This window comes from Pseudomonas sp. WSY_20, from assembly GCF_043104335.1.
GTDB classification, from domain to species: Bacteria; Pseudomonadota; Gammaproteobacteria; order Pseudomonadales; family Pseudomonadaceae; genus Aquipseudomonas; species Aquipseudomonas parafulva_B.
Window position 1 is genome coordinate 102,079 of sequence record NZ_JBICKP010000046.1, and the last position, 21,819, is coordinate 123,897.

A 21,819-nucleotide genomic window follows, 5' to 3' on the forward strand; every position below is an offset into this window, starting at 1 on the left:
AGCGGCTAGTCGATCAACTGCGCGTCCTTGAGCGCACACAGCGCCTGCAGCCAACGCGGATGCTGGCGATAATCGGTGCAGGCGGTGCCTTGGCCGCGCATGCTGGCGATCCGAGGTGACGGCGTGACCTGCATACGCTGAGCAGCACCCAGCGCCAGTTCGGCCGCAGCACGGTCGTTGCAAACCAGCCCCATGTCGCACCCGGCACTGAACGCGGCCTCGATGCGGCTGGCCGCATCACCGACCACATGAGCACCGGCCATGGACAGGTCGTCACTGAAGATGACCCCGTCGAAACCTAGCTCGCCGCGCAAAATATCTTGCAGCCACCGGCGGGAAAAGCCTGCCGGACGGTTGTCGACCTGCGGGTAGATCACATGGGCAGGCATCACTGCTGCCAATTGACCACTCAGGCGGCTGAACGGCACCAGGTCTGCCCCACGCAGTTGCTCCAGGCTACGCTCGTCAGTGGGTATCGCCACGTGGGAATCGGCTTCTGCCCAACCATGGCCTGGGAAATGTTTGCCACAGGCAGCCATGCCTGCCGCGTTCATGCCGCGGATGAACGCGCCGGCCAATTGCGTAGCCCGCAGCGGATCACCTTCGAAGGCGCGGCTGCCCACCACCGCGCTGCGCTGGTGATCCAAGTCCAGCACCGGAGCGAAGCTCAGGTCCAGGCCAACGGCAAGGACTTCGGTCGCCATCAACCAGCCACATTGTTCGGCCAGGTACTCGGCATTGGCAGTGTCGGCCAGGGCACGCATCGCCGGCAGGCGCACGAACCCCTGGCGCAGACGCTGTACCCGACCGCCCTCCTGGTCGACGGCCAGGATCAGGTCCGGGCGCAGCGCACGAATGGACGCGCACAACGCACGCACCTGGCGCGGGCTGTCGATGTTGCGGGCGAAGATGATCACCCCCCCCACTTCGGGCTGGCGCAACAGCTGCCGGTCTTCGGCGGTCAGCCAAGTACCGGCGATATCCACCATCAAGGAGCCTTGCAGGCTGGCGGTCATGAGAAATCCTTCAATAGAGACAGGGGAAAGCCCGCTTAGGGCTGGCGACTGGCGAGTTCATGCCTTGGCGGGGGCTGCACCGCTGACAGTCTTGCTGCGCGGGCGCAACTGGGCGCTGGCCATGGCCGCATCGGTGACGCCGGTATCGGCACGCATGCCGGCAGCCAGGAACGGCACCATCAAGCGCATCACCTGCTCGATGGAGGTGTTGATGCCAAAATCAGTCTCGGCGATGGCTCGCAGCGCCTTGATGCCCGACATGCTGAACGCAGCAGCCCCGAGCATGAAATGCACACGCCAGAACAATTCGAGCGGAGGAATGCGTGGCGCGGCTTCGTTGACCAGCAACATGTAGCGGCGGAACACCTTGCCATACATGTCTTCGAGGTAACGGCGCAAATGGCCTTGGCTCTGGCTGAACGCCAGGCCCAGCAGCCGCATGAAGATCGACAGGTCGTTGTTGCTGCGCGGCTGCACGGCAAGGGCTTGCTCGACCAGCATCTCCAGTAACTCTTCGAGGGTAGGCTTGTGCTCGGGGCGGGCCTGGCGCCGCTCCAGCTCGCGCTCAAGGCTGGCGCAGAATGGCCCCAGGAAACGAGAGAAGACCGCCTGGATCAGCGCTTTCTTGGAACCGAAGTGGTAATTCACCGCCGCCAGGTTAACGCCGGCCTTACTGGTGATCAGCCGCAACGAGGTTTCGGCGAACCCGCGCTCGGCGAACAGCTGCTCGGCAGCATCGAGGATGCGTTCAACGGTTTCCGATTGGGCCATGACTACTCCAAGCACTCCGCCATACAAACAGGTGTTTGAAACATACGTTTCAACCCCCCTTCTGTCAAGCGTTCGTGACCGGCCGGTCAACCATACCGATGCGAGGGCGTTTGGCGGCGAACGCGGTGTAATCCGTGGCCATCAGCTGGCCTGGGCGGTGGGAGAGCTTGCGGCGCGCCGAATACTGTATATAATCCCAGGCACTGTACAAAAAGACAGAGCGCTGATCATGTTGAAACTGACGCCACGCCAAGCCGAAATCCTCGCCTTCATCAAGCGCAGCCTCGAGGACAACGGCTTTCCGCCGACTCGTGCCGAGATTGCCCAGGAGCTGGGCTTCAAGTCACCCAATGCCGCCGAAGAGCATCTAAAGGCGCTGGCCCGTAAAGGCGCTATCGAGATGACGCCAGGCGCCTCCCGAGGCATTCGCATTCCCGGCCTCGAAGCCAAGGCCGAAGAAGCCGGGCTCCCGATCATCGGCCGCGTTGCTGCCGGCGCCCCGATCCTTGCCGAGCAACATATCGAGCAATCCTGCAACATCAACCCAGCCTTCTTCCACCCCCAGGCCGACTATCTATTGCGTGTGCACGGCATGAGCATGAAGAACGTCGGCATCCTCGATGGCGACCTATTGGCGGTGCATACCTGCCGCGAAGCCCGCAACGGCCAGATCGTCGTGGCGCGCATCGGCGACGAAGTCACCGTCAAGCGCTTCAAGCGCGAAGGCAACAAGGTTTGGCTGCTGGCCGAAAACCCGGAATTTGCCCCTATCGAAGTCAACCTGAAAGATCAGGAACTGGTGATCGAGGGCTTGAGCGTCGGCGTCATTCGCCGCTGAATCAGGAGGCGTCATGCAGCCATTCACCCATACAACCGAGCAAGTCCAGTTGCCGCTGTTCGAAGCATTCCTCGCCCAGCCTGTCCTGCCTGGCCTCAAGGCCAGCGAACTGGCGCGCAAGAGCGACATGCCCGACCTGTTCAGCGAATTGTCACTGCACGGCGCCCCTAGTCACTGTCACACCTTGCTGGCACCTGTGCTACGCGAACTCAGCGAAGAAGACGAAACACGCTGGTTGACCCTCATTGCACCACCGTCGAGCCTGACACAGGCCTGGCTGCGCAGGGCTGGGCTCAACCGCGAACGCATTCTGCTGCTTCATCCGCGGGGCAACCAGCTTCCCTTGCAGTTGGCGTGCGAAGCCTTGCGCCTGGGCCGTAGCCATACCGTGGTCAGCTGGTTGGGGAGCATCAATGCCAACGCACGTCAGCTGCTGTTGCGTGCGGCAAGCGTAGGTAACGCGCAAAGCCTGAACATTCGTTTCGGCTGACACTGCGGCATTCGTACTACCGGCCTGACCGCTCCAGGCCATGCTCGCCATGACGAGTAAAGAACGCCCAAAAAGCGCAACGCTTTTCCGACACTCCCACACTCATTTGTTCGATACGTTTGCCGCCGACACCGGCCAGGCCGGTGGCAGCCATCTCACGACTGCGCGTTTCAGTGCAGAACGCGCGGCCCTTCGTCACGTTCGAGCTCGCCATCCACAAGCCGTCCAGCCATCTGCACACCCACGCTGAGCATGGCTTTGGCCACCTCGACGTGCTGACCCTGCAGGAATACTTTGGCATCCTCTGAGAAATCCAGGGTTACCAGTGAGCCTTCATCCTCGGCGCGACGCAGTTCGATGCGGCCATCAGGCAACTCGACAATTTCCAGAAAAGACGTAGACATAAAGGGCGGTTCTCCACGAAAGGCGAGCATTGTACCAGCGCTCGACGCTGTCAGCACTCACTCAACGCATCGCGAAAACGCCTGACGAGTGCCTTGAGATCGCTGCGCCACGCCTCAAGCTCGGCACGGGACAGCGGCGCAGGCACCTGCTCATCGAGGCTGACCGCCTGGATCAACGGCTGGGTGACGTCAGTCTTGGGTGGTTTGCGCATCACAGGCGCTCGGAACAAGTCAGCATAGGCAGCCAGCATCTGCGCCAGCCAGGTTTCCCGTTGCCGGGCAAGCTCCAGGAGCTCGGCAACTTCTGGTATGGCGATGCCATTGAAGGCGTCCTGCGCCAGAGCCTGCTCAACGCTTGCCAGCGCAGGCAAGCGGTAGTAACCACTGATTTCGTGACATAGGCCAAGCAAGGCACCATGCAGATGAAACAAGGCCGACTCCCGCTCAGCCTGCACCAGCCCCTGGGCGTTCATGGCCTGGCTCTGTTCAGCCCTGGCCATCGATTCCAGTGCCAGCCCGGCAAAGTACAGTTTTTGATTAGTGCGGGTATAGAGCTCCTGGGCCATGTGCTGCCCTCCCATCAAGTGGCTTAGCGGATTGCTGCATCATAAATGAAAGGGGCCGTGCTGCGGCCTTTCGTGATATCAGCTCACGAAAGACCGCAGCACGGCCCCATCCCTGGACGCTGGAACTCAGCGCTTGTCTTCGACTTTCCAGGCCTTGCCATCGTAAAACGCTTTCCAACCCGTGGGCTTGCCGTCCACTTCCGACTGGACGTACTGCTCCTTGGTCTTGCGACTGTAGCGAATTACGGTTGGTCGACCCTCGGGGTCTTTCTGCGGCGCTTCGCACAAGAAATGGTACTTGGGATCGATTTCATGTTTGTGCGGGACAATCTCGCACACCAGGGGCGCACGTGTTTCGCGGTTCTTCGGGAACTGGCTGGCAGCCAGGAACAGCCCCGAAGCACCATCGCGCAGCACATAGGTGTCGTCCACCTTCTCGCACTTAAGCTCGGGCATGTCGACTTTGTCCATCTTCGGCGGCGCCGCTTCACCGCTTTTGAGCAGCTTGCGGGTGTTCTTGCACGCAGGGTTGGTGCACCCGAAGAACTTGCCGAAGCGTCCGGTCTTGAGCTGCATTTCGCTGCCGCACTTGTCGCACTCAAGGCTTGGGCCTTCGTAGCCCTTGATGCGATAGCTGCCCTCTTCGATCTCGTAACCCGGGCAATCAGGGTTGTTCCCGCAAATGTGCAGCTTGTGCTTTTCATCGAGCAGGTAAGCGTCCATCGCCGTTGCGCAAACTGGGCAGCGGTGCTTGCCAAGCAGCACGCGCGACTCCGATTCGCCCTCATCGTCAGCAGCGATCTCGTCACCAGGCACGAGGTTGACCGTGGACTTGCAGCGCTCTTTAGGTGGCAGGCTGTAACCGGAGCAGCCCAGGAACACGCCCGTGGACGCTGTACGAATCATCATCGGGCGACCGCACTCCTTGCAAGGAATGTTGGTCATCGTCGGCTGATTGGCGCGCATACCATGTTCGCTGGATTCGGCCGTCTGCAATTTCTTGCTGAAGTCGCCGTAGAACTCGTCCAGCACGTTCTTCCAGTCGCGCTCGCCGTGGGCGACGTCGTCGAGGTTTTCCTCCATGCCGGCGGTGAAACCGTAGTCCATCAAATTGGAGAAACTCTCGGAGAGCCGCTCGGTCACGATGTCGCCCATCTTTTCCGAATAGAAGCGACGGTTGTGCAACGTTACATAGCCACGGTCCTGAATGGTCGAGATGATCGCCGCGTAGGTCGATGGTCGGCCAATGCCGCGTTTTTCCATTTCCTTGACCAGGCTGGCCTCGGTGAACCGGGCAGGCGGCTTGGTGAAGTGCTGGCTAGGGTCAAGCTGCATCAGCTTGAGCGCTTCACCCTGCACCATCTCAGGCAGCACGTCGTCTTCGCCAGGCTTGCTCTGCTGCGGCAACACGCGGGTGTAACCGTCGAACTTCAGGATGCGGCCCTTGGCACGCAGCTCGAAGCTGCCCGCTGCCACGGTCACGCTGGTGGACAGGTACTGGGCCGGCGGCATCTGGCAGGCCAGGAACTGACGCCAGATCAGCTCGTACAACCGCTCGGCATCGCGCTCCATACCGCTGAGCTTGGTCGGGTGGGTGCTCACGTCCGACGGCCGGATGGCTTCGTGCGCCTCCTGGGCCCCTTCCTTGCTGCCGTACACCTGCGGCGTTTCGGGCAGGTACTGCTTGCCGAATTCGCGCTCGATGTAGCTGCGCGCCATTTCCAGCGCATCGCTCGACAAGTTGGTCGAATCGGTACGCATGTAGGTGATGTAACCCGCTTCATACAGACGCTGGGCCATCATCATGGTTTTCTTCACGCCGAACCCCAGGCGATTGCTCGCTGCCTGTTGCAGGGTCGAGGTGATGAAGGGCGCCGATGGCTTGCTGCTAGTCGGGCGGTCTTCACGCTTGACGACGCTGTAGCTCGATGCCTTGAGCTTCTCCAGCGCGGCCATGGCCTGGGTTTCGTTCAGCGGCTTGAAGGCCTCGCCATTTTCACGGGCGACTTCGAAGCGAACCTTGGCGTTCTTGGCGGTGCCGAGATCGGCATGGATTTCCCAGTATTCCTGAGGAATGAAGGCGCGAATCTCGCGTTCACGCTCGACCACCAGCTTGACGGCTACCGACTGCACCCGCCCGGCCGACAGGCCGCGGGCAATCTTGGACCACAGCAGCGGGGACACCATGTAGCCCACCACACGGTCGAGAAAACGACGCGCCTGCTGCGCGTTGACCCGATCAATGTCGAGCTCACCAGGCTGCGAAAACGCTTCCTGAATGGCCTTCTTGGTGATTTCGTTGAACACCACGCGCTTGTAGCGGGTGTCGTCGCCGCCGATGGCTTCACGCAGGTGCCAGGCGATTGCCTCCCCTTCGCGGTCCAAGTCGGTCGCGAGGTAGATGGTGTCGGCATCCTTGGCCAGGCGGCGCAGCTCGTCGATCACCTTTTCCTTGCCAGGAAGGATCTCGTACTTGGCTTTCCAGCCCTGGTCCGGGTCGACGCCCATGCGTGCAACCAATTGGCGGCGCGCCTTCTCTTTGGGCGAAAGGGCCGGTGCCTCACCTGCCGCCTTGCCACGCTTGGCGGCCGGCTCTTTGCTCGCGCTCGCCGAACCGCTGGTGGGAAGGTCTCGGATATGGCCGATACTCGACTTCACCACGTACTGGTTGCCCAGGTACTTGTTGATGGTCTTGGCCTTGGCCGGGGATTCCACAATGACCAGCGATTTGCCCATGGATCGGAGTATTCCTGAATCTGAAGATTGAAAACACGTCAGGTACCAGACGCGGCACCGCTATATATAGTGGCGAAACTGCGAGGTCAAGTTCAGAACATCACGCCTGCGACTTGGCCGACCTCCCGCACAACCCCTCTTCGGCCTTGATCAACGCAAAGCGTGGCACCTGTTCGCCGTCGACTTCCACCGACTCGCGGAACATCGACAGCGGGCGCACCCAGAAGCTGTAATCACCATACAGGCATTGGTAGAACACCATCCACTCCTCGCTCTCAGAGTGCCGCGCGACACTGAACACACGGTACTCCGGGCCCTTGTAATGCCGGTACACACCTGGCTGGATCTGCATGTGGACTACCTCCTGGTTCGATTGAAACCGAAAAAACAAAACCGGGGCACAAGGCCCCGGTCGCTGTCTTTCTCCTGCGCCTTAGACGCGTTCGAATACAGTGGTAATACCTTGGCCAAGGCCGACACACATGGTCGCAATCCCCAGCGTGCCGCCATTTTGCTTCATGACGTTGAGCAGGGTGCCGGAAATACGCGCCCCGGAGCAACCAAACGGGTGGCCCAAGGCGATCGCACCGCCGTGCAGGTTAACCTTCTCATTCATCTTGTCGAGCACTTTCAAGTCTTTCAACACAGGCAGGGCCTGTGCGGCGAACGCCTCGTTGAGTTCGATGAAGTCAATGTCGGCCATGCTCAAGCCCGCGCGCTTGAGGGCTTTCTGGGTGGCCGGCACTGGGCCATAGCCCATGATCGCGGGGTCGACGCCAGCCACAGCCATGGCACGAATGACCGCCAGAGGCTCGATACCCAGGTCCATTGCACGCTGCCCCGACATCACGATCATGCACGACGCACCGTCGGTGATCTGGGAAGAAGTGCCTGCGGTCACCGTTCCACCTTTGGGGTTGAAGGCCGGCTTGAGCGACGCCAGGCCCTCGAGGGTGGTTTCCGGACGAATGGTTTCGTCGAAGTCGAACACTTTCAGGAAACCATTCTCGTCATACCCCTGCATGGGAATGATCTCATCCTTGAACTTGCCCTCCACGGTGGCCTTGTGCGCCAGCTGGTGCGAGCGCAGGCCGAACTGGTCCTGCTGCTCACGCGTAATGCCGTGCATCTTGCCCAGCATCTCGGCCGTCAGGCCCATCATGCCCGAAGCCTTGGCCGCATGCAGCGCCAGATGCGGGTTGGGGTCTACGCCATGCATCATGCTCACGTGCCCCATGTGCTCGACGCCGCCTACCACGAACACGTCGCCGTTGCCGGTCATGATGGCCTGGGCGGCGGTGTGCAGCGCGCTCATCGACGAGCCGCACAACCGGCTGACGGTCTGCGCCGCGGACGTGTGCGGAATCTGGGTCATCAGCGATGCCATGCGGGCGATGTTCCAGCCCTGCTCCAGGGTCTGGTTCACACAGCCCCAGATTACGTCCTCGACTTCCTTGGGATCGACCTTGTCGTTGCGCTCAAGCAACTTGCTGATCAGGTGCGCCGACATGTCTTCGGCGCGGGTATTACGGTGCATGCCACCCTTGGAGCGGCCCATTGGCGTGCGACCGAAGTCGACGATCACCACGTCTCTTGGATTAAGGCTCATATCAAATCTCTCGCTCTAGCTCGTTGACCGCTCAGTTGAAGAAGCGCTGGCCCGTCTTGGCCATCTCACGCAGCTTGGCGGTCGGGTGGTACAGCGGTCCCAGGTCGGCATAGCGATCGGCCAGGGCGACGAATTCGGCTACACCCAGGGTATCGATGTAGCGCAGCGCACCGCCGCGGAAGGGTGGGAAGCCAATGCCGTAGACCAGGCCCATGTCCGCCTCGGCGGCGGTCTCGACGATGCCATCTTCAAGGCAGCGCACGGTTTCCAGGCACAGCGGGATCATCATCCAGTTGACGATGTCCTCGTCACTGACTTCACGCTGCTCGTACACGATGGGCTTGAGCACCTCGAGCACGCTGGCATCGGCGACCTTTTTCGGCTTGCCGCGCTTGTCGGTTTCATAGGCGTAGAAGCCCTTGCCGTTTTTCTGGCCCAGGCGGTTGGCATCGTACAAGGCGTCGATGGCCGAGCGGCGCTCATCCTTCATACGATCGGGGAACCCCTCGGCCATGACGTCACGGCCATGATGCCCGGTGTCGATGCCCACCACGTCCATCAGGTACGCTGGGCCCATGGGCCAGCCGAATTTTTCCATGACCTTGTCGATGCGCACGAAGTCCACCCCCGCGCTGACCAGCCTGGCGAAGCCGCCGAAGTACGGGAACAGGACGCGGTTGACCAAAAACCCTGGACAGTCGTTGACCACGATCGGGTTCTTGCCCATTTTCTTGGCGTAGGCGACGGTGGTGGCGACTGCCGCTTCACTGGATTTTTCGCCACGAATCACTTCCACCAGCGGCATCATGTGCACCGGGTTGAAGAAGTGCATGCCCACGAAGTTTTCCGGGCGCTTCAACGCTTTTGCCAGCAGATTGATGGAAATGGTCGAGGTATTGGATGCCAGGATCGCATCCTCCCTCACCTGCCCTTCCACCTCGGCAAGCACGGCCTGCTTGACCTTCGGGTTTTCGACCACTGCCTCGACCACGATGTCGACGTGGGCGAAATCACCGTAGGACAGCGTCGGGCGAATCGCATTGAGCGCCTCGGCCATCTTGGCCGGTGTCAGCCGACCTTTCTCGACCCGATTGCCCAGCAGTTTGGACGCTTCGTTCAACCCAAGCTCGATGGCCTCTTCGCGGATATCCTTCATCAGGATCGGGGTGCCCTTGACCGCCGACTGATAGGCGATGCCACCGCCCATGATACCGGCGCCCAGCACGGCCGCCTGCTTGACGTCACGGGCAATCTCGTCATGGGCCTTGGCCTTGCGCTTGAGTTCCTGATCGTTCAGGAACAAGCCGATCAAGCTCTGTGCGACCGATGTCTTGGCCAGCTTGGCAAAGCCCGCCGCTTCGATTTCCAGTGCCTTGTCACGACCGAAGTTAGCCGCTTTCTGAATGGACTTGATCGCCTCCACAGGCGCTGGGTAATTCGGGCCTGCCTGCCCAGCGACGAAGCCTTTGGCGGTTTCGAAGGCCATCATCTGTTCGATGGCATTGAGCTTGAGTTTTTCAAGCTTGGGTTGGCGCTTGGCCTTGTAGTCCAGCTCGCCGCTGATGGCGCGTTTGATCAGGTCCAGAGCGCCGGCCATGAGCAACTCAGGCGCGACCACAGCATCGACGGCACCCACTTTCAGGGCGTCTTCGGCACTGTTTTCCTTGCCCGCGGCGATCCACTCGACGGCATTGTCCGAGCCGATCAGGCGCGGCAGGCGCACGGTGCCACCAAAGCCTGGGTAGATGCCCAGTTTCACTTCGGGCAGGCCGATGCGCGCGGTGGTGGCCATGATGCGGTAGTCGGCTGCCAGACACATCTCCAGGCCACCGCCCAGGGCGATACCGTTGATGGCCGCAACCGTGGGCACCTGAAGGTCTTCGAATGCGTTGAAGATACGGTTGGCTTCCAGGCTGCCGGCGACCAATTCGGCCTCGGGCAACTTGAAGTTGTCGACGAACTCGGTGATGTCGGCACCAACGATGAACACGTCCTTGCCGCTGCTGACGATGACACCCTTGACCGACGCATCGGCCTGGATGGCGTCCACAGCCTGGCGCAGCTCGCTCAGGGTCAGGCGGTTGAACTTATTGACGGACTCACCCTTGAGGTCGAACTTGAGCTCGACGATGCCACTTTCAAGAGCCTTAACCGTGATGGCTTTACCTTCGTAAATCATCAACTGATCTCCAAGATATGGAAGCTGAACTGTACACGCCGATCGCTGCGGCATCGCAGCCATCATGGCCACCTGCCCCAGGCACACCCGTCAGCGCGCGAGTCGAGCACATGAATGGTGACGTGCAATGCAAACGCTCAATTCATACGCCCGTTTGATTTGGGTGTGCACACATTCTCCGAAAAGATCTGCATTGTCAAATGCTGCACCCACGGCAGAAAAGCCGACTTTGCGGTCACTTTCCACAGGCCGGGCACGACCGATCATGGGGCTGATCGCTGCCCATTCATGCTGGCAATTTTCAAACCTTGTCAGCCTTGGCGTGCTCTGCAGTCTGGCTGATCCGGGCACAAGCGCCAGCCCCCACATGACGCGATGAATTCACTGGCCTGCCCCGCCTTCGCTTGAGGCAGAATGACAAAGCGGCGATTGAGCAGGCCCCTGTCAGGGACCGCCGAATCGCCGCTGTGTCGTTGCACCGCATCTCAGGGTGTCTTGGACAGCCCGCCGAGTGCCTTTGGGGTCAGGCCAGTGTCTCCAGCACATAGGCAACGTCCTGCAATACAGCCGTATCTCCGCGCTCCGTCCAGTAGAGCGCTATCATCCGCGCATCGGCCTCGACCTTGTAGGCGCTTGCCGGCAGACGGGCCAGCGCTTGCATGAAGCGTGGGTCTTCGCAAGGTTCTCGCCACTGGTTGCACCATACGCCAGGGCTGATCTGCCAGAAGCTGAAGCTGTCGACATGCCCCCGCTTGCGGGCCCGATGATATTGCGGGCATGGGCTCGGCGGCTGCTTTTCCAACCAGTACGGCCACTGCTGAGGCGCCAGCTGCATGGCCAGACCCATGCGCCGCGCCTCCAGGCGCAAGCGCATCTGCTCGCTCTGATTGCGCGAGTTGCGCAACCAGGAGAGCGGGCTGAGAATCAGCGCAAGGATTGACACCACCAGCAATACCGTCATATCAGTAGTTCCCATAAACCGTTGCAAATGAGCTGGTTAGCCATTTTTCACGCATGACCCGCCCGAAAGCGACCATACTTCTTCTATAGCGATTGCCTGGAGTAGAGCTCATGACCTACCAACATCTGCTGGTCGCCGTCGACCTGACGGAAGAATGCGACCCTGTGATCAAGCGCGCCATGGCGCTGGCCCAGCCAACCAACGCCAAGGTCTCACTGGTGCACATCGTCGAACCCATGGCCATGGCGTTTGGCGGGGACGTGCCGATGGATCTGTCGCAATTGCAACAGCAGCAGTTCGACCAGGCCAAGGAACGCATGGATCGCCTGTTCAACAAATATCCGGACATTCAGCGCGGCGACTCGCACTTGACTTACGGACAGCCCCGTCAGGAAATTCATCAATTGGCCAAAGACCAGAAATGCGACCTGATCGTCGTGGGCAGCCACGGTCGCCACGGCCTGGCGCTGCTACTGGGCTCCACGGCCAATGACGTTTTGCATGGCGCACCCTGCGATGTGCTGGCAGTGCGACTGCAGAAAAAGGACTGAACCTGTCCATCGCGGCACGTCAAGCCGCAACGCCAGGTGCCTCGGGTTTGTCTCCTCCCTCCGGCACCTGGTAGCGGGCTCGCCCGCCACGCGCAGGCCCTAAGCGCACTGTCTGCTTAGCCTTCCAACTCGGCCCAGCGTTCCACCAGGGCATCGAGCTCACCTTGCAGCTTCTCGATGTTCGCCAGCACCGCTGACGTCTCCGCGATCGGACGTTGATAGAAACCGGCCGCGCTCACCTCCTCCTGAGCCTGGGCCATGCGCTGTTCCAGCGCGTCGATCTGACCTGGCAGCATCTCCAGCTCACGCTGCAGCTTGTAGCTGAGCTTTTTCTTCGACTCCTCGACCACTGGCGCAGCGACGGCTTGCGGCTTGGCCTCGACCTTCTCCACCACCGCACTGTTGAGCGCCGACTTGCCGCCCTTGCTCTCGGTGACCCCAAGCAGCTTTGGCGAACCGCCCTGACGAATCCAGTCTTCGTAACCGCCCACGTACTCGCGGACCAGGCCATCGCCTTCGAACACCAGGGTGCTGGTCACGACGTTGTCGAGAAACGCTCGGTCGTGGCTGACCATCAGCACGGTACCCTTGTAGTTGGAGAGCACCTCTTCGAGCAACTCGAGGGTTTCCACGTCCAGGTCGTTGGTGGGTTCGTCGAGCACCAAGAGGTTGGCCGGCTTACTGAACAGCTTGGCCAGCAGCAGACGCGCACGCTCGCCGCCGGACAATGCCTTGACCGGGGTGCGGGCCCGCTGCGGGCTGAACAGGAAGTCACCCAGGTAGCTCAGCACATGCCGGCTCTGCCCCTCGATCTCGATGAAGTCACGGCCTTCGGCGAGGTTATCGATGACGGTCTTTTCCAGGTCCAGCTGATGGCGCATCTGGTCGAAATAGGCGACTTCAAGCTTGGTGCCGCGTTCGATCTTGCCCGACGTGGGCTCCAGATCACCCAGCATCAGCTTGAGCAAGGTGGTCTTGCCGGTGCCGTTGGCCCCCAGCAGACCGATACGGTCCTGGCGCTGCAGCACCATGGAAAAATCCTTGACCAGCATCGGCCCGTCCGGGTGCGAGAAGCTGACGTGCTCGAGCACCATGACCTGTTTGCCCGACTTGTCGGCCGCCTCGATCTGGATGTTGGCCTTGCCCTGCCGCTCCCGGCGCTCGCCGCGCTCAACGCGCAGCGCCTTGAGTGCCCGCACGCGGCCCTCGTTACGGGTGCGACGGGCCTTGATGCCTTGGCGGATCCACACCTCTTCCTGGGCCAGGCGTTTGTCGAACAGGGCGTTGGCGGTTTCCTCGGCGGCCAGCGCGGCCTCCTTGTGCACCAGGAAACTGGCGTAGTCGCCGTTCCAGTCGATCAGGCCGCCTCGGTCGAGCTCGAGGATGCGGGTGGCCAGGTTCTGCAGGAAGGATCGGTCGTGGGTGATGAACAACACAGCGCCGTTGAACCCGCGCAGTGCTTCCTCAAGCCAGGCGATGGCACCGATGTCCAGGTGGTTGGTCGGTTCGTCGAGCAGCAACAGGTCGGGCTCGGACACCAGTGCCTGGGCCAGCAATACACGACGGCGCCAGCCGCCGGACAACTCCGCCAAGGTCTTGTCCGCCGGCAACTGCAGGCGGCTCAGGGTGCTTTCAACCACCTGCTGCAGGCGCCAGCCATCGCGGGCCTCCAGCTCGTGCTGCACGTGCATCAGCTTTTCCAGGTCTTCATCGCCCTGGATGTTCTGACTCAGGTGATGAAACTGTGCCAACAGCTCGCCAACGCCATCCAGGCCTGCCGCCACCACGTCGAACACCGTGCGCTCGTCGGCCAATGGCAGTTCCTGGGGCAACTCGCCGATCTTCAGCCCAGGGGCGCGCCAGATGTCGCCGTCATCGCCTTTCTGCTCGCCCTTGACCAGGCGCAGCATGCTCGACTTGCCGGTGCCGTTGCGGCCGATGATGCACACCCGCTCGCCACGAGCGATCTGCCAGGACACCTTGTCCAGCAGCGGCATGGCGCCGAATGCGAGGGACACATCGCTGAATTTGAGCAGGGTCATGTTCGTCTCCATAAATCGGGCGCGCATTCTACCTGAGTTGGCCCTGCGCCGACATCCGCAAGGCCAGCGCCTGCCACCCACGGCGACATCCGGTCGAACTTAATATCCCGATACAAGCACAGTGCTTTCACCTGTCATCCGCAAACGGCTAAGCTAGGGCCATCGTTCCCAACAGTGCTGGCCCAGCCGCCACTTTCCCATGGTTCAACTGCCCGGACGTATCATGCGCAGCCGCCTGTTACAAATTGCTTCATGCCTGTTGCTCACCGCTGCCACCGGCGCGGCCCAGGCCACCGACATCACCGTGCAACGTCAATACTACGATGAAGCCAAGCGTGCGCTGGCCAAGGGCGACAAGGGCCCGTACCTGCGCTATGCCCAGGCGTTGAGCGACTATCCGCTGACACCTTACCTGGCCTATGACGAACTGACCGCGCGCCTGAAATCTGCCAGCAACGAGGAGATCGAGGGTTTCCTGGCCAAGCATGGCGATCTGCCGCAAGCCAACTGGATGAAACTGCGCTGGTTGCGCTGGCTGGCCGAACGCGGCGAGTGGCAGACCTTCGCCAACTACTACGATCCCAAGCTCAACTTCACCGAGCTCGATTGCCTGAACGGCCAGTACCAGCTTAGCCACGGGATGCGCACCGAAGGCTTTGCCACGGCAGACAAGCTGTGGTCGGTGGGCAAGTCCCAGCCTGCTGCCTGCGACCCGTTGTTCGCCATGTGGGCCGCAGAGGGGCAACTCACGGAGGGCAAACGCTGGGAACGGGCCAAGCTTGCTGCCCAGGCGCGCAACTACGGCCTGGCCGAGAACTTGGTCAAGACCCTGACCACGCTGGCGCCACAAGGCCGCCTGCTGATCGATGTGGCGCAGAAACCCGAACTGCTCAACCAGCCATCACGCTTCACCCAGGCCGACGAGGCCACCTCGGACGTCGTCAGCCTCGGCCTGCGCCGCCTTGCACGGCAGGACCCGGAGCGCGCCATGGGGCTGCTTGACGACTACGCCCAGCGCATGCACTTTTCCCGCGATGAAAAAGTGGCCATTGCCCGCGAGATCGGCCTGACCCTGGCCCGGCGCTATGACCCGCGCGCGCTTGACCTGATGACCCGCTACGACCCGGAGCTGCGGGACGACACCGTCAGTGAATGGCGCTTGCGCCTGTTGCTGCGCCTGGGCCGCTGGGAAGACGCCTACGCGCTCACCAAGCGCCTGAGCGGCGACCTGGCCCAGAGCAGTCGCTGGAAGTACTGGCAGGCGCGCAGCCTGGAGCTGGCACAGCCGAAGAATCCGCAAGTCCCGCAGCTGTACAAGGCCGTTGCCCGCGAGCGTGATTTCTATGGCTTCCTGGCTGCGGACCGTGCGCAAGCCCCTTACCAGCTGAACAACAAGCCCCTGGTGCTCAGCCCACAGCTGGTCAAGAAAGTGCGCAACACCCCTGGCATCCAACGCGCCCTTGAATTCCATGCTCGCGGTCAGATCGTCGAAGGTCGCCGCGAGTGGTATCACGTTAGCCGTCACTTCAACCGCGACGAAATGGTTGCCCAGGCGCGCCTGGGTTACGAGTTGCGCTGGTATTTCCCGGCCATTCGCACCATCAGCCAGGCCAAGTACTGGGATGACCTGGATGTGCGCTTCCCCATGGCGCACCGCGACACCCTGGTACGCGAAGCCAAGGTGCGCGGCCTGCATTCAAGCTGGGTGTTCGCAATCACCCGTCAGGAAAGCGCCTTCATGGAAGATGCTCGCTCCCCCGTGGGCGCCAGCGGGCTCATGCAGTTGATGCCTGCTACAGCCAAAGAAACGGCGCGCAAGTTCAGCATCCCACTGGCATCGCCCGCACAGGTCCTGAACCCGGACAAGAACATCCAGCTGGGGGCCGCCTACCTCAGCCAAGTGCACAGCCAGTTCAACGGCAACCGAGTACTGGCGTCAGCGGCTTACAACGCAGGCCCAGGCCGCGTGCGGCAATGGCTCAAAGGTGCCAAGCACCTGAGCTTCGACGTGTGGGTCGAGTCCATTCCGTTCGATGAAACCCGTCAGTACGTTCAGAACGTGCTGTCCTACTCGGTGATCTACGGGCAGAAGCTCAACATGCCACAACCTCTGGTGGACTGGCACGAGCGCTACTTCGACGACATGTAAGGGCCACTGCCGGCTGATCAAGCCTGGGCGCCGGTCACACCGGCGTCCAGCTGCCCGGCGACTCAGAGCACCTGCACCTTCATGCCAACTTCCAGGTGCCCGCTGCCATCGGCGGCCAGGTTTTGCCCAAACAGTATGTCCCCTTCCTTTTCCCGGAACGTGCGAAGCGTGGTCATGGGCTCACGGTCAGGGCTGCGCTCCCCTGTAGCAGGGTCGATGGTGGTGAAAATACAGCGCACGCTTGGCTTTAGAACACGGAACTCCACCGTGCCGATGCGAATGCGTTTCCAGCCATCCTCTGCAAAAGCCTCGGCCCCTTGAACCACCAGGTTGGGCCTGAACCGCAGCATGTCCATGGGCCGGCCGATACGGCGATCGAGCTCATCGAGCGACCCCTGGCCAATGAGCAACAACGGGAAACCGTCGGGAAAGGCGGCACGGTCACGGTCGGTGCCATAGCCATTGGGCAGGTACCTGGCCCGCTGCTGCGGGCAGTAGACCAACCTCACCGGTTTGCCTAGCCAGCCACTGAGCCAGGCGGCGGCCTCATCGCCGGCATCCGGCACGCGCAAGGTGTCGCGCCACAAGGTCACCCCTCGCAGCGGGGCATCCTCGGCTGGGGCCACCACATTCAGCGGCACTTGCCCAGGCGCCCGCAGCAACAGTGCCCCGCGTGACTCCACTGCTTCGAGCTGCCCGAGCTGCGGCCAGGCACGCTGGGTCAGGAAGCGCCCGTTTTCTTCCTCCACCAGCATCCAGCGACGGTCTCCTTCCAGTCCAAGCAGACCCACGGGAGAGGCTTGCAGGCATTGTGCCCGCCCTGACTTGACCGGATACCGATAGAGCTTGCTGAGAAACATCCCTGCCGCCTCATAATTCACAAAAACGTCAGCTTATACCCGGCAGGGCGCGCGATCACGCGTTGGTGTTGTCCAGCAACAGGCGCTGCTTGACCACATCGACCAGGCGATCAGGCTGAAACTTGGACAGAAAATTGTCGCAACCCACCTTCTTGACCATGGATTCGTTGAAGCTGCCCGACAACGACGTGTGCAGTACGACGTACAGCTTACGCAGGCGCGCATCCTCGCGGATCTCGGTTGTCAGGCGATAACCGTCCATTTCCGGCATTTCAGCATCCGTGAAGATCATCAATAGCTTTTCGCACATGTCCTCCCCGGCATCGGCCCAAGCCTTGAGCATGCGCAACGCCTTGAGGCCATCACTGGCAACGTGCAGTTTCATCCCCAACTGCGAGAGCGTGTCGCGCAACTGGGCCAGGGCCACGCTGGAATCGTCCACCAGCAGCACCTCGCGACCACGTGCCCTTGCCAGAACCGGATCGGCCAACTTCTCGCCCGAAACGCGAGCGTTGTAAGGCACGATTTCGGCGAGCACCTTTTCCACATCGATCACCTCTACCAGCTTGTCGTCCACCTTGGTGATGGCGGTCAGGTAATGCTGACGGCCGGCACTGGTCGGTGGCGGCATGATGGACTCCCAGTTGAGGTTGACGATGCGGTCGACCCCGCCCACCAGAAACGCCTGCACCGAGCGGTTGTATTCAGTGACGATGATGGTGCTGTCAGGGCCTGGCTGAATGGGGCGCATGCCGATTGCCTGGGACAGGTCGATGACCGGGAGGGTCTGGCCTCGCAGGTTGACCACGCCGCAGACGAACGCGTGGCGCTGCGGCATCAGGGTCAGCTTGGGCAGCTGTAACACCTCCTGCACCTTGAAGACGTTGATTGCGAAAAGCTGACGCCCAGCCAGCCGGAACATCAGGATTTCCAGCCGGTTCTCACCTACCAGTTGTGTGCGTTGGTCTACCGTGTCGAGAATGCCAGCCATTGGTAAGCCCCCAGGCTCATGTCGAAAATATGCGCGATTGTGTGTGTATCGGCAGTTGGCGTAGCATCTTGACCCCTAGTAAACGCTACACCCCCCTTATTTGATGTCACTTTAACAGCATGCTTAACGGGTTTCCTAATACCACTCCCACGGGCTGAAAAGTTCCGTTTTTTTCTTGCCTATCAGGGAAACCCCTAGCGGCACTCAGGTACAACCTGATGTTCGCTCTATCTTTTAGCCATTAATGTGACGCCATTCTCACTGCATGAATGGAGTCAGGCTTTGCTAGCTATCGTAACGGCGTGCCCGTCTCTATCGCCTGTCCTGCCCATGGAGGCGCCATGATGGACAGTGCCTTACCCTTCTCGGAGGCGCTTGAAGGTTTTCGCGAGAAGGCTCAGAAGCGCCTCCACAGAGCAGAGGACTGCTTGCAGCATCTTGAGCTCATCGAAAATGACCCTGATGCCTGCAGGTGTCTGGACGCTGCGTTAAGCGACTTGGCACATGACGCACAGCGTTTGGGGCTGCTTGAAGTGGCCCACTTCACTACTTCCTTTCAGCAGATACTGGCACCCTGCTGCCAAGGCGCGTGCCTGCATCTTGACACGCTGCGTACTACTGCTGCATGCCTGAGGCTGCTGGCCTGGCAGCTCGAGCTACTGGACGCACACACGGGGCGGCTGGACCTGGACGCTGGAGAACAATTTGTGTTGCTGGGCGAACTGGCCAGGGCGGTTCGATCTTCTCTGGCATAAGCCTGGTTAACAGGTGACGGTGCAGCGCATGACCGCCAAGAGCCCGACCTTGGCGACAAACCGTAGGGCAATTTGCCACCCTGCAGTTGCATGCCAGAAGTGCAACTTTGGCGAAACTGGAAAGTTGTAGCTTTAATTTACAAAGTTGTAGGAAATAGCCTCAGACAAGCAAGTCAGGCGCCGCTATGGGGCAATTCACAACAATAAGAATTAGCTAGGTGAAGTCGTCTTCGGCGGCGACCTCGGGTATTCAAGGTGGTAGTATGCCCCACCGAAACGCTTCAACTTGACACAAGGTTGAATGAAACGTGGTCGAAAAAACATCGAAAGTACGGCGCAAAAGCTTCTGAGCAGTAATGTGCAAGGCCCCCATCAGCAATACTTCAGCGGCTCCCCTACCTATGTTCCCACGCTTGATGACCTCTTTTCGTTGTAGCCCCCCGTACACCAGGCTGTGCTGGGCCACGGCAGGCATCAGTGTGGTTTCCTGCATCGCCTGCCTGGTGTTGCACCTGACTGAGCGCCCCGTACCCATCAGCCTGGTGTTGCTGCAGCTGACCGGTGTACTGGTCGCCGCCGTGCAACTGCGTATGGGAGCGCGCTCGATCAGCTTGCGCCCTGCGGAACTTGCCGAGCGCCTGCTAAAAGTGCAAGAAGATGAACGCCAGCACCTGAGCCGGGAGCTTCATGACGACATCGGCCAGCTGCTGACCGCTGCGAAATTGCAGCTGCAATGGCTGCAGCGGCGAACGCCCGGGGATGTGCAGGGGCATTGCGATGCCTTGCATGCCACGCTGGACGATACGTTGAGCGCTGTGCGCGACGTTTCTGCCCTGCTCAACCCCCGTCAGCTGGCCAGCCTTGGTCTTGAGGCCAGCCTGCGCGCGCACTTGCTGCGGACCTTGGACGGTAGCAGCGTGCAATGGAGCCTGTCTTGCAAGCAACGCCTTGGGGGCATTGCCGAAAATGTCGCAATGGCAGTGTTTCGCATCACCCAGGAGGCGGTGACCAACATGTTGCGCCACGCTGGGGCGCGCAATCTCGTCATCCACCTACGGCGTACGGAGCTGGGCCTGGCGTTGTCGATCGAGGACGATGGCTGCGGCTTCAAGCCTGCCAGAGACCCGCACCTTGCCAGTCAGCGTGGGCTGGCTGGCATGCTCGAGCGGGTCACTGCCCTTGACGGCAGCTTGAAGATTACCAGCGATGTTGGCCAGGGCACCCGCATCGACGCCGTGTTCCCCTGGCCGCCCCGTAGCCGGCAACGCGCTGACCGAGTGGATACCCATGACCTGTAGATTGTTGCTGGTGGATGACCATTCGTTGATAAGGGCGGGGGTCCGCGCCCTGGTCAGTGACATACCCGGGTACGAGGTAGTCGGCGAGGCCGACGATGGCGGGCAGTTGCTGGATCAGGCGCGGACGTTGATGCCCGATATCATCCTGCTGGACCTCTCCATGCGATCAACCAGCGGGCTGGACGCCCTGACCCAGCTCAATGCCAGCGGCAGCGCCTGCAAGGTGCTGATCCTCTCCATGCACACGGACCCGGAGTTGATCATGCGCGCCCTTGAGGGTGGTGCCCATGGGTATCTGCTCAAGGACACCAGCGCCTCTGAACTTGAGCAGGCGCTTAGCGCAGTGCGCAACGGGGAGCGCTACCTAAGCCCGGCCATTGCCCACACCGTCATCAATCAGGCCTTGCGTCATACTAGACCCGCCAGACGTCCGGCGTGCGAGCGACACAACCTGACTGCCAGGCAGCTGGAGATTCTGCGCCTGATCGTGCGCGGCAAGTCCACCCGCGAAATCGCCAACGGTCTGGGGCTGTCGATCAAGACAGTCGAAACCCATCGCTCGCAAGTGATGAAACGTCTGCAAATTCACGACGTCGCCGGGCTGGTGCTGTTCGCGGTGCGCGAAAAGATCATCAGCCTCGATGACTGAGTAATGGACAGCCTTGCGGCAGGTGCAGGCGCAAAGCCTGGGGCCGCGCTTCGAAACGCAGGCTGTCCGCCTTGAGCGGTTCGCCATCGAGGTTGATATCAAGGCCCTGTTGACTGTTGATCTCTACCCACGGCAACCGTGTGCGAATGAACAGCCCATCGCCTGCCAGCAAATCGCGTAATGCGCCGACCACTTCCTGCGGCTTGGGCAGGATCGCAACATCCAGCAACCCGTCATCTACCACCGCATCCGGACACAACTCCTGCCCTCCCCCGGCTTGGCGACCGTTGCCGATCCCTAGCGCCAGCAACTCACCCTGCCAATGGAAATCCGGGCCTTTCAACTCGACCGAGGCTGCCTCCAGTTCACTGAAGCGTGACAAGCCGGTGAACACGTAGGCGGCGGCCCCCATCAACTTCTTCAGGTCTTCGGACGTACTGGCTGTGACCTGGCTGCCAAAGCCGCCGGTCGCCATGTTAAGGAACAGTTGCTCGCCCACTTGCCCAAGATCAACTGCCTGCGCCGGTTCATTGAGCAGCGCCAGTGCCTGGGCAGGCTCCAGCGCAATACCGGCCGCCTTGGCAAAGTCGTTGGCGGTTCCAAGCGGCAGCAACACCAGGCTGGCTTCGGTGCCCGCCAGGCCCATGGCTTCGGCCACATCCCGCAAAGTGCCGTCACCACCGCCGGCGACAATGTGACTGTAACCGGCGGCAAGTGCCTCCTTGACCAGGCGCTGGGCATCACCGCCCTCCCAGGTTACGCGCACGTCCAATGCCCAGCCTGTGTCGCGCAGATCGTGCACGGCGGTGCGTACGTCTTCGTTCATGGCTTGCTTGCCGTGCAGAATCAGCATTGCCTTGCGCGCTTGCATGTAGGTGCCTCCATAATTGACCACCTGCATCTTGACTCTTAGCCGTTACCAATTGTTGCACGGTCGTTCAAATATTGCGGCGC

The 21,819-nt window shown here is 61.1% G+C and carries 19 protein-coding genes and 1 pseudogene; 7 read left to right on the top strand and 13 right to left on the bottom strand.

Features of this window, described 5'->3' with window-relative positions; genetic code table 11:
* Positions 1–5 precede the first annotated feature (5 nt).
* Both nagZ and ACF8E5_RS12230 read right to left on the bottom strand, forming a co-directional pair.
* The gene (gene nagZ / locus ACF8E5_RS12225; RefSeq protein ID WP_392475356.1) at positions 6–1,004 is read right to left on the bottom strand and encodes a beta-N-acetylhexosaminidase; all 999 of its coding nucleotides are present in this window, start codon (positions 1,002–1,004) and stop codon (positions 6–8) included.
* A 69-nt stretch (positions 1,005–1,073) separates the two neighbouring features.
* Complete coding sequence (locus ACF8E5_RS12230; RefSeq protein WP_058639655.1) at positions 1,074–1,787, bottom strand: TetR/AcrR family transcriptional regulator; 714 nt, start codon at positions 1,785–1,787, stop codon at positions 1,074–1,076.
* 229 nt (positions 1,788–2,016) lie between these two features.
* On the opposite strand from ACF8E5_RS12230, the gene lexA reads away from it, so the two are divergent.
* Positions 2,017–2,625, top strand: a complete 609-nt coding sequence (gene lexA / locus ACF8E5_RS12235; RefSeq protein WP_023534260.1) for a transcriptional repressor LexA — start codon at positions 2,017–2,019, stop codon at positions 2,623–2,625.
* A 13-nt stretch (positions 2,626–2,638) separates the two neighbouring features.
* Positions 2,639–3,115 (top strand): SOS-induced cell division inhibitor SulA, encoded by a 477-nt coding sequence (sulA, locus tag ACF8E5_RS12240; RefSeq protein WP_058639656.1) that lies wholly within the window; start codon positions 2,639–2,641, stop codon positions 3,113–3,115.
* Between the two features lie 170 nt (positions 3,116–3,285).
* On the opposite strand, the gene ACF8E5_RS12245 is transcribed toward sulA, so the two are convergent.
* The 7 genes from ACF8E5_RS12245 to ACF8E5_RS12275 form a co-directional block, all read right to left on the bottom strand.
* Complete coding sequence (locus tag ACF8E5_RS12245; protein WP_023534164.1) at positions 3,286–3,519, bottom strand: hypothetical protein; 234 nt, start codon at positions 3,517–3,519, stop codon at positions 3,286–3,288.
* Between the two features lie 50 nt (positions 3,520–3,569).
* Positions 3,570–4,085 (bottom strand): DUF6586 family protein, encoded by a 516-nt coding sequence (locus tag ACF8E5_RS12250; RefSeq protein WP_058639657.1) that lies wholly within the window; start codon positions 4,083–4,085, stop codon positions 3,570–3,572.
* A 126-nt stretch (positions 4,086–4,211) separates the two neighbouring features.
* Positions 4,212–6,821, bottom strand: a complete 2,610-nt coding sequence (gene topA, locus ACF8E5_RS12255; RefSeq protein ID WP_058606158.1) for a type I DNA topoisomerase — start codon at positions 6,819–6,821, stop codon at positions 4,212–4,214.
* A 100-nt stretch (positions 6,822–6,921) separates the two neighbouring features.
* Positions 6,922–7,173, bottom strand: a complete 252-nt coding sequence (locus tag ACF8E5_RS12260) for a DUF1653 domain-containing protein (RefSeq protein ID WP_392475348.1) — start codon at positions 7,171–7,173, stop codon at positions 6,922–6,924.
* 81 nt (positions 7,174–7,254) lie between these two features.
* Entirely contained in the window at positions 7,255–8,430 is a 1,176-nt protein-coding gene (gene fadA / locus ACF8E5_RS12265) for an acetyl-CoA C-acyltransferase FadA (RefSeq protein ID WP_058639658.1), read from the bottom strand.
* Positions 8,431–8,461: 31 nt separating this feature from the next.
* Entirely contained in the window at positions 8,462–10,609 is a 2,148-nt protein-coding gene (gene fadB / locus ACF8E5_RS12270; protein WP_058639659.1) for a fatty acid oxidation complex subunit alpha FadB, read from the bottom strand.
* A 523-nt stretch (positions 10,610–11,132) separates the two neighbouring features.
* On the bottom strand, positions 11,133–11,570 hold the full coding sequence (locus ACF8E5_RS12275; RefSeq protein WP_058639660.1) for a hypothetical protein: 438 nt from the start codon (positions 11,568–11,570) through the stop codon (positions 11,133–11,135).
* Positions 11,571–11,680: 110 nt separating this feature from the next.
* Between ACF8E5_RS12275 and ACF8E5_RS12280 the strand changes: the two genes are divergently transcribed.
* Positions 11,681–12,121 carry a universal stress protein gene (locus tag ACF8E5_RS12280; protein WP_058606178.1) on the top strand — a complete coding sequence of 147 codons (441 nt, stop codon included), beginning with the start codon at positions 11,681–11,683 and terminating at the stop codon, positions 12,119–12,121.
* 116 nt (positions 12,122–12,237) lie between these two features.
* On the opposite strand, the gene ACF8E5_RS12285 is transcribed toward ACF8E5_RS12280, so the two are convergent.
* Positions 12,238–14,163: an ATP-binding cassette domain-containing protein gene (locus ACF8E5_RS12285; protein ID WP_196185729.1), complete on the bottom strand. Its 1,926-nt coding sequence runs from the start codon at positions 14,161–14,163 to the stop codon at positions 12,238–12,240.
* A 223-nt stretch (positions 14,164–14,386) separates the two neighbouring features.
* On the opposite strand from ACF8E5_RS12285, the gene ACF8E5_RS12290 reads away from it, so the two are divergent.
* Positions 14,387–16,312 (top strand): transglycosylase SLT domain-containing protein, encoded by a 1,926-nt coding sequence (locus ACF8E5_RS12290; protein ID WP_058639662.1) that lies wholly within the window; start codon positions 14,387–14,389, stop codon positions 16,310–16,312.
* 62 nt (positions 16,313–16,374) lie between these two features.
* On the opposite strand, the gene ACF8E5_RS12295 is transcribed toward ACF8E5_RS12290, so the two are convergent.
* Positions 16,375–17,172: an MOSC domain-containing protein gene (locus ACF8E5_RS12295; protein ID WP_145257107.1), complete on the bottom strand. Its 798-nt coding sequence runs from the start codon at positions 17,170–17,172 to the stop codon at positions 16,375–16,377.
* 55 nt (positions 17,173–17,227) lie between these two features.
* Positions 17,228–18,163, bottom strand: coding sequence for a chemotaxis protein CheV (locus ACF8E5_RS12300; protein ID WP_058639664.1), 936 nt, complete (start codon positions 18,161–18,163; stop codon positions 17,228–17,230).
* Positions 18,164–18,507: 344 nt separating this feature from the next.
* On the opposite strand from ACF8E5_RS12300, the pseudogene ACF8E5_RS12305 reads away from it, so the two are divergent.
* The 3 genes and pseudogenes from ACF8E5_RS12305 to ACF8E5_RS12315 all read left to right on the top strand — a co-directional run.
* Positions 18,508–18,915: pseudogene (locus ACF8E5_RS12305) on the top strand (histidine kinase); the annotation flags it as partial.
* 404 nt (positions 18,916–19,319) lie between these two features.
* Positions 19,320–20,216 carry a sensor histidine kinase gene (locus ACF8E5_RS12310; protein WP_392475349.1) on the top strand — a complete coding sequence of 299 codons (897 nt, stop codon included), beginning with the start codon at positions 19,320–19,322 and terminating at the stop codon, positions 20,214–20,216.
* Entirely contained in the window at positions 20,206–20,865 is a 660-nt protein-coding gene (locus ACF8E5_RS12315; RefSeq protein ID WP_058639667.1) for a response regulator transcription factor, read from the top strand. Before ACF8E5_RS12310 ends, ACF8E5_RS12315 begins: the two co-directional genes overlap by 11 nt.
* Here ACF8E5_RS12315 and yegS read toward each other — a convergent pair.
* Positions 20,849–21,736, bottom strand: a complete 888-nt coding sequence (gene yegS, locus ACF8E5_RS12320; protein ID WP_058606173.1) for a lipid kinase YegS — start codon at positions 21,734–21,736, stop codon at positions 20,849–20,851. The genes ACF8E5_RS12315 and yegS overlap by 17 nt on opposite strands.
* Positions 21,737–21,819 lie beyond the last annotated feature (83 nt).